We start from the raw sequence: 15,474 nt of genomic DNA, 5'->3' as shown, positions 1-15,474 counted from the left end.
AGTTAGAGATATCTGATTTAACTGTAACTGCCTAATAGGAAAATTTAGGGTGATTTTCACAGAAAAATCATCCGGACAAGACTAAATATAGCGGCGCTGAGAACTGCACTCGCGGGAACTGTAATTACCCATGCAGCAGCAATTCCTTTGAGGGTTTGGAATTGAATCGATTTGATATTTTGTACTAGTCCAATGCCAACTACACCACCCACAAGAGCGTGAGAGGTGGATACAGGTAACCCTAAACGAGAGGCAAGTAATATAGTCGTGGCAGTTGCGAGTTCCGCACAGAAGCCACTACTAGGTTGCAAAGAAATAATATTTTCGCCAATAGTGGCAATGACTTTTTTACCCCAGATGGCTAAACCCCCCACAATGCCGATACCACCAAGGATTAAAATCCATAAGGGGATGGTAATATCATTTATCGGTACGCTGCCAGTCTGATTAATATAAACGATCGCAGCTAAAGGAGCGATCGCATTCCCCACATCATTAGAACCATGAGCAAAGGCGACAAAGCAAGCGCTGAGTAATTGGAAGCGAGCAAATAAGCGTTCGGTGGGGTTGGGGATTGGGGATTGGGGACTGGGGATTGGGGATTGGGGATTGGGGACTGGGGACTGGGGACTGGGGACTGGGGATTTATGTTCTAATTGGTTCCAGCTATAGAAGGTGAGTCCAACTGCGGCTACTGCACCAGTGAAGATGGGGATATCGTAAGCTGGGAGTTTTAAGCCAACTTGATTAATTAAAAAATTGCTTAAAGGTTGAGTCAGCGATGGTAAGACAATCACGCCAAATGTGCCTATGAGTAAAGTACTCAACCAAGGAAGCCACTCATTTAACTGCACCAGCTGATTTGGTTGGTCTAAAATCCAGCGCTTGATTTGACTATAGAATAAAGCCGCGATCGCACCACTAATTAATGGCGTTAAAATCCAGCCAATGGTAATTGAGCCAATGGATGACCAATCAATTGCACCGACTCCCAAAGCTACCCAACTAAAACCTGCGATCGCACCGACAACCGCATGGGAGGAAGATACAGGTAACCCCCGCGATGTGGCGATTTGTAGCCACACCCCAGAGGCTAATAACACCGTCACCATCCCCAGCACTAAAACTTGCGGTGTAGCCGCAAATAAAGCCGGATTAGCCACTTTTGTGGCGAGAGTTTCCGTTACCTCTTGTCCAAACAATACCGCACCCGCAAACTCTAACACCCCAGCAATTATTAAAGCCTGTTTTAAAGTTACAGCCTTAGAACCAACAGAAGTTCCCATTGCGTTAGCAACATCGTTAGCGCCAAGGTTAAAGGCGACATAGAAGGCGAGTAGGGCGACGATTATGAGGGTGATGGGCATTTTTGATGGTTGACGGTTGACGGTTGACGGTTGACTGTTGACGGTTGACTGTTGACTGTTGACTGTTACCTCTGGCAACTGACAACTGACAACTGACTAATGACCATTAGGGATAAATTAAAATTTTATAGGTGTCTGGTTTGGGTGCGATCGCTTGTTCTACAGCTTGTGATAAATCTTGTAGAGGATAGCGATCACTAATTAAGGCTTCTACATCAATCCGGCGATTAAAGACGATATCGGCTGAGAGATTTTGTAAGCGGTAGGATGAGCTATAACTGCCCATTAAGTCGATTTCGCGGCGATATAAAATATTGGGATTGACGGGAATTTCGATTTCGTCGGGAAATTCCGCAAAAAACAGAATTTTACCACCTTTACGAGTGCAATCTAAAGCTTGAAAGAAGGCTTTTTCGCTAGGTACGGCGAGTAAGGTAACATCTACACCCAAACCACCAGTGATAGCTTGAATTTTTGCAGGTAAATCGGCATCACGCGCATCAAAAGCCGCTTCTGCACCGACATTTAAAGCCTTTTCAATTCTAGAGGGTAGTAAATCGGTAGCGATCGCCCTCCCACCGAAATGCTTCACCAACATAATAAACATTAAACCAATCGGCCCTGCACCTGTGATTAATACCGTTTGTCCCGGTGCAATTTGCGCTTTTTTGACTGCTTTTAAACAGCAATTAGTCGGCTCAACAAAACTCGCTGCTTCAAAACTGATATCATCGGGGATGGGAATTAAGCCGCCATTTTGCACAATATGTCCTGGTACTTTGACATATTCCGCAAAACCACCGCCACTGGCGTTAAATCCTGCCGTAGTCGAGATGTTTTTATAAACATCACACATGGAATAATTTTCATTAAGGCAGTAAGCGCAACGCATACAGGGGATATGGTGCATTACCGCCACCCTTTGTCCTACTTGCCAATTTTTCACATCAGCACCCACAGATGCGATCGTACCCGCCGTTTCATGTCCAAAAATGCGCGGGGGTTCGTACAAGGGATAACGAATTTTTTTAATATCTGATTGACACAACCCTACTACCCCCACCTTAACCAGCACTTCATCCGGTTCCAGAGTCGGTACTGGGATTTCTTCGTAGGAAAGTTGATTTACGCCTCTAAATACCTGTGCTTTCACGTTGATTTTTCACCGCTCAACGTTACTAGATGTAACATTTACTGGTCAAAGTTAACCTATCAAATTTGGGATTTAATATTGCTTGTAAATCTTGGTGCTTCTCTACTGAGTAATTCTAGAAGCTCAATAAAACTCATAGGTGGCTTTTTGAGACTTTGAGACTGTAGCTGTAACACCTCAATCACTTGTTCTGGATAGAGATAATATAATTCAGTTAAAAACTCATCTGGAGATTTGGCTTGGATTTGCCAAGGTGCTAAATCCCGATCTTGAAAATGCTTCAAGTTTGAGGTGACAATGATATTAGCCTTAGCTACCACAGCAGCAGCCAGAACATGGCGATCGTTAGGGTGATTTGTCATTAATTGAACAATATTTTCAGGAACTACAATTAGTGCTGAGGGAAAAGCTTGTTTAATTCTCCCTTCTAGTCTCATAGCTTGGGTAATTGTGAGTCTACCTGTATTTACCAGATTACGAGTTGCGCCATCAAGGATTTCTTGCGTCCAATATGGTACATATAACCCAGCCTAAGACAGACACAATAATGTGTCTCGTAAGTACATAGGGAACAGTACACAAGAATCCAGCACAGCAAGATACATAATACTCAGTAAATCATCAGAATACCCTACTCATAAAATCCTAAATCTTGGCTTTCAGCTATTAATTCATCTAGCAATTGTCTACGTTTACTATCCCTTTCCTGTTTATATTTTGTTAAATCCTCAAATTTCACTCTTCTATGAGTTCCTACCATAATGTAAGGAAGTTCACCCTGTTCTAATAATTTAATTAGATGGGGACGCGACACATTTAACAAATCAGCCGCCTGTTGTGTAGTCAGTTCGGGATTGTATGTAACTATAGATACATTTTTACCTGATGCCATTGCTTGCGCCACTTGACGTAATACATGAAGTACAGAATCAGGAATAGTCATTTCTTCGACGTTGTCTGCAACTAATTTCACTTGACTATTTTTCTGATTGAGTATGTTGTCAAGCTTCTGAATTGCTGCAGTTTCAGCTTCGTTAATCAGACTGGCATCAATAGGCAGGTTCTGGTTAGATAACGTCAGTTCGGGTTAAGGAGGTTTATTCAAGCTTAAATGTCTGAAACAACGCAAGCACGTTGAAATATCCTAGAATCAAGCAACGGTGTAATGAGGGTTTCAGCTTATCCCGAACTCAGGTTAGATACGAAAGTATTCATAAAGAGCCTTAGCTGAGATTTTGTTTTTATTGTAATACACAAACGCAATAAACGAAACAAATCCCTAGCACCTATCTATACTGCAAAGGTAAAAAATATTAAAACTACCTTATCTGATGTAGCCTAACTGGGTATATTCCAGTGAGGTTGATCGATGCTGAATCAGGTATATCAAGCTGATGTTTTAGTTGTGGGTGGGGGAGTTGGCGGTACAGCAGCAGCGATTCAAGCGGCGCGGCGTGGGGCGAAAACTATCCTGGTGAGTGAGTTTGCTTGGTTGGGGGGAATGTTAACCTCAGCCGGGGTATCTGTTCCTGACGGAAATGAATTAGAAGCGTTTCAGACGGGGTTGTGGGGCGAATTTTTACGAGAATTGCAGCAACGTCAGCCAGAAGGTTTAGATCATAGCTGGGTAAGCTTTTTTAGTTTCGATCCGCGAGTTGGGGCGCAGATTTTCGCAGATTGGGTGCAGGAATTAGCAAATCTGCATTGGATTGAGGGGGAAGTTCCCTTAGAGGTATTGCGTGAGGGAAGTTATGTAACTGGGGTTCGGTTTAGCGATTTTATTGTTAAAGCCAAAATTACTCTCGATGGGACAGAATTAGGCGATTTATTGGCTTTGGCTGAAATACCTTTTCGTTGGGGTTGGGAATGGCGATCGCAATGGGGAGAACCTAGCGCCCCAGAGTCGCCTAATTCTGTAACAGAAAAATACCCTATACAAGCGCCAACAGGGGTGGTGCTAATGCAAGATTTTGGGACAGATATCGCCCCAGAAATTCCCCCAGCGCCGAATTACGATCCATCGCAATTTGCAGGTGCTTGGGATGGTTATGGTGCAGAACAATTTTTAAATTATGGGCGTTTACCTGGCGGTCTATTGATGCTCAATTGGCCTATATGCGGTAATGACTATGGTGAAGGGTTAGGACGGCTAATAGAGTCAAAAGCGAGTAGACATGAGTATATCCAAGAATCATGCTGGCATAGCCAAAATTTTGCCCATTACATTCAAAATCAGGTTGGTAGGCGCTACGGTTTAGCAAAACAGGTGTTTCCCCATTCACCCACAGCTTTTGCTTTGCATCCCTATTACCGGGAAAGTCGGCGCTTGGTGGGAATGACAACGATTACCGAACTGGATATTTTGCCTGTGCCTGGGGGTCAAGTAGCATCATTAAATATAGATGCAATCGCGATCGCTAACTATCCTAATGACCACCATTACCCAGGCTTTAACTTTCCCCTGCAACCTAAATCGATTCGTTGGGGAGGACGTTGGACAGGGACACCCTTCACAATTCCCTACAGCAGCCTGGTTCCTGTCACTACAGACGGCTTTTTAGTCTGTGAAAAGAACATTTCCGTTTCCCATATTGCGAATGGCGCAACTCGATTGCAACCTGTGGTGATGGGTATTGGTCAAGCTGCGGGAATGGCTGCGGCTATGTGCGTTGAGTTGAACTGTCAACCGCGCAATTTACCAGTGAGGGCGCTACAAATGGCTTTATTAGAAGACAAGCGATCGCCTACGGCAATTATCCCGTTGTTCAATTCAACACTGGCTCATCCTCAGTGGATACGGTCGCAAATAAATTATCTCCACAATCCTGCCAGCTATCCGCCTGATGGTAACTGTCCTGGCTTAATATCATCTACGTGTAATTACGAGTCAGTAAATACAGTGTTATCACGGTTGAGTAATTGCGTTACAGGTGTATTTCATCGCCAGCATCAGCAAGATTACAGATTTCGCATTATGACACCAACAACACATCAAAAGCAGATTTGGCAGCTTGTAACCTTGCGATCGCACATTGATGAACAACTAAAAGCTTGTCTAGATGGGCAATTGGTAACAGTTTACGGTCGCTTGAACTCGGCTGGTAATTGGATACTAGTGGAACATCTTGTGATTTAATAAAGTTGATTTTTATTCAGTAAAAAAAAACACGTTTTAGGGAATTGTCCGGATGCAGTAATAAAAACTAAGTAAGGTGCAAAAGAGAGTTCTAAAATAAACATCTGCTATGCGTGCTGTAGTTTCACTTTTAGCCTCCAGTTTGGTAGCTGTTTCCTTCGCTATCAACTGTCAAGCTACGATCAATCAATTCTCACGTTTGTTACCATCCTCATCTGGCTCAGAACAGTTGCTCTCAGCCAGACCCAAGCCCAAGCCTAACCAGCCAGAAAAACCTGTACCGCATCGCGGTAGTGGGCGTAGAGAACTGATAGAATCCTACAAAAATGTTCATCCTGCCGTTTGAAAATCCAGCAATTTTTTTTGTCTTCGGGGAGTTAAATTACAGACAAATTAGGTGTCGTGCTTCACATACTTTACATAAATCTCTTAGTAAAGATAGCACAGTGCATACATATATCAACTCAGCATTTGTCCAGTATTTGCTCCGTAAGGTGTGTATACATAATCTGATTCAACCCTGAGGTTCAGAATGTACACTAACCAGGCTCCTGTATTAATCGCATCACCAACTCCTCAAAAAGCCACGCTTACTGCTTCTAACTCCTGTTATCGCCAGAATTTGATAAAGGTTATCGGTTGAGATCAAGGGTTTCTAATTCTGTTCAAGTCATTTACCAGGCCCATCCATACTCATATACCGAAACCTGAATGAAAATGGCTGAAAAGCTTATATTCATTGGTTTTTGAATTATAAATTTTGTAGAAATCTATAAGCTGACTTCTCATAGAGTATTTTCAATCTGTGTAGCGGCGTTTTTGCCATGAGCCAAGATAAAAGGAAAGACTTGGTATTAAGTTCACCCTTGTCTGTCAATTTGTAGTGGACAAACAAGGCTGTTGAACTTGTACTATGGTTTCTTCACAAGAGAGTCATAGGGGCTAGGCTAGGGACTAGAGACGAGTATTTTTTACTCAGCACTAGTTCCCATAAATCACAATGCAATTTGCTCCCTTGTTTCCGGTTATCTATCGCCTTCTGCAACCGACATTTCCTAAATGTCTGTGGAATGGCGATCGCAAAAGCAAAGCGATCGCACTCACGTTTGATGACGGGCCTCATCCCCAATACACACCCGAAGTATTGGCAGTTTTAGACCGTTATCAGATTCCAGCGAGTTTTTTTTGGTTAGGTGCTTGTGTCAATCGTTCACCACAGATAGCTAAAGCAGTATGCGATCGCGGACATTGGATTGGATTGCATGGGTATGATCATCGTTCTTTCCCCATGCTATCCCCAACGGCGCTGAGAGAAAGTTTGGCTAAAACCCAAGCTGCAATTTATAGTGCGTGCAATCTTCCACCCGAACAAGTCAGGGATGTTCGGCCTCCCAATGGTTTTTTTACACCACAAACTTTAAATTTATTTTTTGAGTGGAATTATCGCCCAGTCATGTGGAGTGTTGTCCCAGAAGATTGGGTCAGACCTGGCGTTAATACCGTAGTGCAACGGGTTCTCCAGCAAGTCCAAAACGGCTCGCTGATTGTCTTGCATGATGGTTATGATGGCGGTCAAGATGTTGCTGCTACCATCCAAATCTTGATTCCCAAATTATTACAACAAGGTTATCAATTTGTGACTGTGGATACTATGTGGCAGCAGATCCCTAAGGGGAATTAAATAATTAATCGTTATAGCAAGCAGAGGGAGCAGAGGGAGCAGAGGATGCAGAGGAGGAAGAATACAATTATGGTCTTCGCTCCAAGAAATGGATAATTTAATTTCTAGGAGTCCTCAAGGGGAATTCAAAATTAATTAACCTACCGATAAGGTTGTAGGGTAGACACTGTGAGATATTCTGTGCAAACCCTGATGATAAATAGTGCCCACCCTACGGTTAATTCGCCCACGCTTTTTTCAAGCTTTGATGACAAAGTGAAAGCTTGAGCGTAGGGTAAATAGCTGTATGTAGTACGAGAATTTTACCAACACAGCTAGAAGTATCTCAGTTAGCTGAAGATAGATTTCAGCTACTTGTCGCGTGTTGCGTTGGCGCAACTTCGGCATCAGGACTGAGATTAGGGGCAGGGTTCTCAGTGCCTAAGAGATTGTGTATTTGACTTAACGAACTTGGTGGAGTGCCTGGTGTTTCTGGTGACTCGCTCATATACTCAATTAGGTCTTCTACTTGGCAATTAAGGGCCTTACAAAACCTAACAATTCTTTCAATATGATCCGTTCCAGTCCTGCCACTTTCCCAGTTCTGGATAGTGCTTTCAGTCACGCCCACAAGACGCGACAACTCAAGCTGGGTTAGCCCTGCCTTTTCACGAAGCAAAGCGATCCTTGGTTTTGCTTTTTGTTTCACAGCTATAGCACTTTTCTCCAAATATTTATTGTCGTAGATCCTAGCATTAAAGAAAAGCAACTCTAAAAAAACACCATAAAAAATTTGGTTCTACATTTTTAGGGAAATAGCTATTAACCTCTTTGCTGATACATTTGTTAACAAGTTATACCAATTTTAAAAACAAGGTGAAAGATTTTAGGGGGACAGCATTGCTGTGCCCTCTAGAATATATTGGTATATCGGCAACATTATTTGAATTAGTATCGCAAAGATAATTTTTGTAAAAAATAGCACTTTATAGAGCCATTTATCACAAATTTAGCTGATTTACAGTCAGGTGGGCTACTACCCTAAAAAGGATTATTCTGAAATATAAATTTCATGATATAACCCCATGTATCGCCTAAATTTTATACTGCAATTTAGAGCAATGCATGATTGTTGTAAAGTTCCTCAAAAGGAATTATAACGCATTTTTATATAATTACTCTTGCATGATATTATTACACTTTATTGATGCATACTATGGTTAGTATTATAGTCCATTACCAATTAAGATAAAGGGTGCCCAATAAAAGGGATGGCTGAATTCATTAGCAGAACCTGCACTTAAATTACGACTACTTTTATTTCGTATGCTAGCTATTTCTGGTGTTTTATTCAGTCCAGCATAATTACCTGTGATTAAGGCAATTTGGGCTTTTTGCAAAGCTTCAGCTTTTGTGAGATTACCCGATCGCAAAACTTGATAAAAAACATTCATTAAAGCTTGTGTACCACCATCAGATACAGACCATAATGAAGCTATAGAAGCTTTTGCGCCCGTGAGTTGAATCTGATATCCTAATCCTAGAATTTCTTGACCATTACCTAATTTATCGCCCAAGCCTGTTTGACAAGCGCTCAAAACGACTAAATCAACATTGGGTAAAGACCAATTTTCGATATCCCGCAGAGTTACATATTGTCCATTACCAAAGAGAATAAATGAATCTTCGGGATGACCTTTAACTAGTAGTCCATGCGTTGCCAAATGCACAATTTTGTAATCGTTCATTTGTGGGACTGTGGTAGCAGGGCTAAAAAGATTATCTAATACTATCTTAGTACCGGGAATTGTCTTAGCTAGGTTTTCTACTTCTAATTTAGCAAACTGCAAGCCGCTAAAAACTTCGTCGCGACTGGCGATTTTGACTGTATAATCACCTTTGGTAAAAGCTGCAGCTAAAACATTGATATTCTTCTCTGGTTTGTTGTCAAATTTGGTCAGACTAGCTGATGTGATGTTATTAACCACAAAACGTTGTACTAGCCAATCTTTACCATCATATAATGCTGCTAAAGGGATATATCTTAGTTGTCCATCAGGAGCATAAATAATTGATTTAGCATCGGCTTGCTTTAAGTCGTTTTCTATCGGCTTAATTAACCAGTTATACAATTTCAGTGCTGGTTCTTTAATGCTTCTACGGGGAAATACTATTGTTTTTCTGTACTCTTGAATTGTTTGATTTAACTCTGCTTGTGTAACTTTAACTGTGCGATGTATAGGTGGAGAATCTGCGGTGACGATCACTAACTCTAATCTGTCTTCTAAAACCAAGGGATACAGTAATACAGCTTTATGATGTAACTGGCGTAAGTTATCTCGAATGGAATTGAGTTGTCGTAAATTGAGATTTTCTTGGTTAGAAGTTACAGATAATTGTTGCGCCAGCGCTACCACAGCCGGACTTTTGATAAACTTATTAAACTCTGCATTGCTATCCTGCTCAAGTTTGACAAGTTCAGCAATCCGTTTTTCTTGTGCAGATGTACGTTCTTTTGGATTAATTTTTCGCAGACTTGTGAGTTCTTTACCTAAAAGAATGACTTTATCTTGAATAGCACTATATTTTTGCGAGATTTCTTGTTCTTGGGGTTTGAAAGGTAAGTTTTGCGCTGTCTGCAAATCGTTATTAGCTATTCCGCGTTGAGGATTGGCTATTTTGGGCGGAGTATTGGCAATTTTTGGGTTATTTAGTGGGCTATTACCAATAAAATCTTTAACTTCCTGTATTTTTAATAAATCTAAAACTTGTTGTGCTTCCGATGGGCGATTTTGCTTGAGTAGTAAATCGGCTAAACGGCGATATCTGTCAGCCACAGTTTCGGTATAGGATTTTTGGATATCTGTAGGGACGACACGCAGACTTTGGCGAATAGTTTCGGTAAGATTGACTGATTGTTTGTAGAATGCGATCGCTAATTGTGGTTGATTTTGGTTTGCAAGTACATCGCCAAGATATTTCAAGGTGGCGGTTTCACTGGCTTTATCGCTAACTTCCCTATGGATGGCTAAAGCTTGCTGATAAAGTCCTAAAGCCTTATCGTATTGGTTTTGTTTTTGGTAAATCTGTCCCAGATTGCTGAATGTCACCCCTTCACCAGTGCGATCGCCTACTGCTCTATAATTAGTCAAAGCCTGTTGATTGGATTCGATGGCTGGGGCATATTTGCCTGTATTAGCGTAAATATTCCCAATATTATTTTGGGTGACAGCAATACCTGGGGGATAATTGTTTTGTTTGTAAATATCTAAAGCTTGTTGATATAGTTTGAGTGCTTGGTCATATTTACCTTGGCTAAAGTAAATTTGACCGATGTTATTGAGGTTAAGTGCTTCGCCTTGAAATTGAAAAGAATCCTTACCAAATGCATCACCAACAACTGCCCGACTGGTAATTTGTTGTAAAGCTTGGGGATTTTGTCCTAAAGCATCATAAAGTAACTGGATATCCTGTTTATTAGTTCCCTGATATTCCCCAGTGCGGAATTTTTTATAAATATTCGCAGATTTTTCCGCTAACTCTAAGGATTTTTGATATTGCCCTAAATTAAAGTAAGCACTGGAAAGATTATTGAGAATTGCGGCTTCGCTACCGTAATAGCAAGTTAATTTTTCTTTATAGCAGAAGTCTTGAACAGTGGTTAAAGCTTGTTGGTAGGAATCTAGCGCTTGAGTGTAGTTGCCTAAATTAATGTAAACGACTCCAATATTATTTAGAGTATCTGCGCTACCAATGCGATCATTATCAGCTTTCTGGATTGCTAAAGTTTGTTGATAAAGCTCCAGCGCCTTTTGATATTGACCCATCCTAAAATATAATGCCCCTGTATTAGCCAACATTCCTTTTTGACTGGTAGAGTAGCTAGAATCTTTGGGGTTAGCAGCGCGGAGTTCTTTGAGAATAGTTAAGGTTGCTTGATAAGCCTCTAATGCTTTTGGATATTGACCCAGATTGATGTATGCTTCACCAATATAGGACAGAGGTATCCATTCATTTTGGCGATCGCGTGTTTGTTTGCGAATCGCTAAAGATTGTTGCAAAAAGTCCAAGGCTTTAGAATATTCCCCTTTCCGCAAATAAACATAGCCAATATTGGTAAGACTGTTAGCTTCCCCAGCTTTAGCGTTGTATTTTTTGAAGATAGCCAAGGCTTGCTGGAACAGTTCTAACCCAGCTTGCAAGTCACTTAAACCGACTAAATCTTTATATACAATACCTTCACCGTTATTATTCAGGGTAATCGCCTCTGTAATCTTTTCTTCTGCAGTTGGTGTTGGTGCTTGAGCGAGAACCTGTCTGGAAGTGTTAAGGAGTAAGGTAGGGTAAGCTAATGCCAGCATAATGCTGACAGTAATTAGACGTAGTCGCATAAGTAATATTTTTATATTTACTACTTAAGATAACTCTAGTATTTCTGTGGAAAATCAAAAAGTTAGAAAACTTTGATTAGGAAATTGGGGACTGGGGACTGGGGACTGGGGATTGGGGACTGGGGATTGGGGACTGGGGATTGGGGATTGGGGACTGGGGACTGGGGACAAGGGAAAATAACAAACACCCAATGACCAATTACCAATTACCAATTACCAATTACCAATTACCAATTACCAATTACCAATTACCAATTAATATTATTTCTCCACCGCACCCAAAGCTTTGAGTGTGGCTTTCTGCGCTTGGGTTAAGCCTGTTACTCCAGCGATATTCATACCTTCATAAGGTCTTTCTACTCTGAGATTTTCCCAGCATTCGCCTGTGTTGATATTCCAGAGTTTAATTGTGCCATCACCGCTACCGCTAGCTAAGGTTTGTCCATCTGGATGAAATGCGACTGACCAAACTCTGTTGATATGTCCATGTAAAGTCTGGATGCATTTCCCGTCACTGACTGACCACAGCTTGATTGTTTGGTCATCGCCGCTACTGGCTAAGGTTTGTCCATCGGGACTAAATGCGACTGACCAAATCCAATTTGTATGTCCTGGGAGAACTTGCAAACATTTGCCATCATTGAGTGACCACAGTCTGACTGTTTGGTCGTTACCACCACTAGCTAAAATTTGCCCATCGGGACTGAATGCTACTGGCCCAACTGGCCCTGTATGCCCTTGCAAGATTTTAAATATTGTACCATCGTTAATTGACCATAATCTGACTGTGAGGTCATAACCAGCACTAGCTAAAATTTGTCCATCTGGGCTAAAGGCTACTGACCAAACCTGATTAGTGTTTTCGTGTAAAACTTGCAGACATTTACCTGTACTAAGAGACCATAGCCTGATTGTGCTGTCATAATTACCACTGGCTAAGATTTCACCATCGGGGCTAAATGCGATTGACCCGACTCGATGGGTATATTCCGCTAAGATTTGGAGAAACTCGCAATTTTTCACCGACCATAATCTGATTGTGCGGTCATGGCTGCAACTAGCTAAAATTTCTCCATTCGGGCTAAAAGCAACTGACCTGACTTGCTGAGTATGTCCGGTGAGAGTTGTCCGACATTGGTGATTAATCAGCGACCACAACCTGACTTTTTGGTCGAAACTACCACTGGCTAAGGTTTGACCGTCGGGACTAAAGGCTACTGACTCTACACCATTGAGGTATCCTTGAAAAACTTTCAGGCAATGACCATCGCTCACTGACCACAATCTCACCGTTTGATCATAACCACCACTAGCGAGAATTTTACCATCTGGGCTAAATGCCACTGACCAAACGCGATCGCCATGTCCTTGAAAAATTTGGTAGCGTTGTCCATCACTCACTGACCACAGTCTCACAGTTTGGTCGTAACTACCACTAGCGACAGTTTGGCTATCGGGACTAAAGGCGACTGATAAAACTCTGTCGCTATGTCCCTCTAGAACTTGTAAGCATTGACCATCACTCAGCGACCATAACCTAACTGTCTCATCATGGCTACCACTGGCAAGTAGTTTACCATCTGGGCTAAATGCTACTGACCGCAAACCATCAGTATGTCCCTGGAAGACTTGCAAACAATGACCGTCGCTAACTGACCAAAGTCTCACGGTTTGGTCAAAACTACCACTGGCGACAGTTTGGTTATCAGGACTAAAGGCGACTGACCAAATGTGATGAGTATGTCCTGAGAGAACTTGCAAGCATTGACCATCATTAACTGACCAGATTCTCAAAGTCTTGTCAATACTGCCAGTCACTAACAATTGACCATCGGGACTGACTGCTAATGACTCTATGCGATCGCTATGTCCTTGTAAAGTTTTGATGCATTTACCATCGCTGATTGACCAGAGTTTAACGGTTTTATCCACACTAGCGCTAGCTAAAGTCTGACCGTCGGGACTAAATGCGACTGACCGTACAAATCCTGTATGACCTTTACAAATTAAAATTTGTTGACCATCATCTATTTGCCAGAGGCGGATTTCACCATTAGCATCTCCTGTAGCGATAATTTTACCATTGGGACTGAAGGCAACGGAGAAAATAGTGGTTAATATATCCGTAAAAACTGACCTTTCGATGGCAGCATTGTTTAATTTTATTTTTTGCAAATTAGCACCTTTGAGATATGCTTGCCACAGTGCTAAATGCGAAAAGTCATAATTACATAAATCTGTTTCTAAGTAACAAAATAAATTTAAAATATTGCCGCCAATATATCCTGGTTGCTGAGGAGATTTTGATTGTAATGTGGCGATAATTTGATTTAGCTGCGCTTCCAGTTTTTTCTGACTTCCCAGCCTATCGAGTAGTCTTTCTGCTAGAGGTTTAACAATTAATCTAATTTGCGCTTCGCGGATATAATCTTTCGCAGTCGCCTTCATTAAAGCATAGCGATTCGCAAAAGTAATTTCGCCACTCATGAGATTTTCTGACATTTCGGCAATTAGGCGATCGCTTAAATATTCCATCACCACAGGTTGCAGGGTAAATAGGGCGTTACTTTTCTCAATTAGCGAACGTCTAGCTAATGACTGCAACGCTTCCATCAAATTTGATTGTGATGGTAAAGCAACTATATCTTCTCGTAATTCGGCAATTCCTACAGGTTCGCGATTAATCGCCAGCCAATACATCACTTCTGTTTCCAAATCTGATAGGCGATGAAATTGCTGATTTAACAGTTCGCGGATACCGCCAAAGACTACAGTATTTTGTGATAAAAATTCGGCAATTCTGCCATCAAATAGTTCTTTAATGGTTGTCGCAATAATTTTTAACGCTAGAGGATGACCTTTATAAAATTCGATGAGTTTAATTTGTTCTGCATCTGTACCTGAAAGTCCTTGAGTCTGGAAAATTTCTTCGCCATCTACGGCTTTTAATCCAGTTAATTGCAAAGCGCGCACTGGCAGATTTTCTCCAGATGAGGCGGCGATTTCTGGCGGGTTTTCTCTACTCGTTAAAATTAAGCAACTTTGATGAGATATGCCACCAATGCGTCTGATTAGTTCTCCATAAGCTTCATAACCTGAGCGATATGCTAAAGCACCAGTCTGCAAAATTGATTCGGCGTTATCTAAGATTAATAAACAGCGTGATGAGCGCAGATAATCAATTAATAAAGAAATAGCATCACTATGATCCTTGGGAATATCAATTTGCTGCTGATGCGAAAGAAATTTGATTAACTCCGCCAAAATTTCTTGTAGCGGTGGTGCATTTTGCAGACTACGCCAAATCACATAATCAAATTCATCCTGAATCTGCTGTACCAGCTTAATAGCCAGAGAAGTTTTGCCAATTCCCCCCATTCCCAACAGCGCTACCACACGACAGCGTTCTTGCACAACCCACTGTGTTAACTTACTAAGTTCCTCAGCGCGCCCATAAAATGTTAGTACATCAACCGCTTCACCCCAATCAACGCGATGTGCAGTTTGAGGCTTTAACTGGCGGATAGGATGTGGTGTCTCTACTGATGCAATTGCTGGCTGCCTTTCGCGCCGTTTGTCTATATAATCTAGAACTTGCACGGTGCTAGCAATAAAGCCAATTAAGCCCACAATAAAGCCGATTGTCGCGGAGATAGGATCCATCTTTTTAAGTAGTTGTGCAAAAGGTGGAGAGGGAGGGGGAAGGGGGAATGGGGACTGGGGACTGGGGACTGGGGACTGGGGACTGGGGACTGGGGACTGGGGAA

At 41.8% G+C, this 15,474-nt stretch carries 10 protein-coding genes; 3 read left to right on the top strand and 7 right to left on the bottom strand.

Going from position 1 to position 15,474, the window contains the following annotated elements:
• Nucleotides 1-56: 56 nt before the first annotated feature.
• From AACU25_RS27930 to AACU25_RS27915, 4 genes are all read right to left on the bottom strand, one after another.
• The gene (locus AACU25_RS27930; RefSeq protein ID WP_096581253.1) at nucleotides 57-1,367 is read right to left on the bottom strand and encodes an inorganic phosphate transporter; all 1,311 of its coding nucleotides are present in this window, start codon (nucleotides 1,365-1,367) and stop codon (nucleotides 57-59) included.
• A gap of 106 nt (nucleotides 1,368-1,473) precedes the next feature.
• Complete coding sequence (locus AACU25_RS27925; RefSeq protein WP_096581251.1) at nucleotides 1,474-2,520, bottom strand: zinc-dependent dehydrogenase; 1,047 nt, start codon at nucleotides 2,518-2,520, stop codon at nucleotides 1,474-1,476.
• A 59-nt stretch (nucleotides 2,521-2,579) separates the two neighbouring features.
• Nucleotides 2,580-2,957: a VapC50 family PIN domain-containing toxin gene (locus AACU25_RS27920; protein WP_199347300.1), complete on the bottom strand. Its 378-nt coding sequence runs from the start codon at nucleotides 2,955-2,957 to the stop codon at nucleotides 2,580-2,582.
• A gap of 194 nt (nucleotides 2,958-3,151) precedes the next feature.
• Nucleotides 3,152-3,493, bottom strand: a complete 342-nt coding sequence (locus AACU25_RS27915; RefSeq protein ID WP_321206687.1) for a helix-turn-helix domain-containing protein — start codon at nucleotides 3,491-3,493, stop codon at nucleotides 3,152-3,154.
• 396 nt (nucleotides 3,494-3,889) lie between these two features.
• Here AACU25_RS27915 and AACU25_RS27910 point away from each other — a divergent pair, with 396 nt between their 5' ends.
• The 3 genes from AACU25_RS27910 to AACU25_RS27900 all read left to right on the top strand — a co-directional run bounded on the left by AACU25_RS27910 (nucleotide 3,890) and on the right by AACU25_RS27900 (nucleotide 7,337).
• A complete protein-coding gene (locus AACU25_RS27910) occupies nucleotides 3,890-5,656 on the top strand; it encodes an FAD-dependent oxidoreductase (protein WP_096581249.1) in 1,767 nt (588 codons plus the stop codon).
• A 109-nt stretch (nucleotides 5,657-5,765) separates the two neighbouring features.
• Nucleotides 5,766-6,002, top strand: a complete 237-nt coding sequence (gene patX / locus AACU25_RS27905; protein WP_045868315.1) for a heterocyst-inhibiting protein PatX — start codon at nucleotides 5,766-5,768, stop codon at nucleotides 6,000-6,002.
• A 654-nt stretch (nucleotides 6,003-6,656) separates the two neighbouring features.
• Nucleotides 6,657-7,337, top strand: coding sequence for a polysaccharide deacetylase family protein (locus AACU25_RS27900; RefSeq protein WP_096581247.1), 681 nt, complete (start codon nucleotides 6,657-6,659; stop codon nucleotides 7,335-7,337).
• Nucleotides 7,338-7,683: 346 nt separating this feature from the next.
• Here AACU25_RS27900 and AACU25_RS27895 read toward each other — a convergent pair whose 3' ends face one another.
• The 3 genes from AACU25_RS27895 to AACU25_RS27885 all read right to left on the bottom strand — a co-directional run bounded on the left by AACU25_RS27895 (nucleotide 7,684) and on the right by AACU25_RS27885 (nucleotide 15,370).
• Complete coding sequence (locus AACU25_RS27895; RefSeq protein WP_096584164.1) at nucleotides 7,684-8,025, bottom strand: helix-turn-helix domain-containing protein; 342 nt, start codon at nucleotides 8,023-8,025, stop codon at nucleotides 7,684-7,686.
• A gap of 517 nt (nucleotides 8,026-8,542) precedes the next feature.
• Complete coding sequence (locus tag AACU25_RS27890; RefSeq protein WP_096581245.1) at nucleotides 8,543-11,707, bottom strand: CHAT domain-containing protein; 3,165 nt, start codon at nucleotides 11,705-11,707, stop codon at nucleotides 8,543-8,545.
• 261 nt (nucleotides 11,708-11,968) lie between these two features.
• Nucleotides 11,969-15,370 (bottom strand): WD40 domain-containing protein, encoded by a 3,402-nt coding sequence (locus AACU25_RS27885; RefSeq protein ID WP_096581243.1) that lies wholly within the window; start codon nucleotides 15,368-15,370, stop codon nucleotides 11,969-11,971.
• Nucleotides 15,371-15,474 lie beyond the last annotated feature (104 nt).

It is taken from the genome of Tolypothrix tenuis PCC 7101, from assembly GCF_963874875.1.
Lineage (GTDB): Bacteria > Cyanobacteriota > Cyanobacteriia > Cyanobacteriales > Nostocaceae > Aulosira > Aulosira tenue.
Note: the sequence above shows the minus strand (reverse complement) of the source record. Positions and strands in the feature narration are given on the sequence as shown.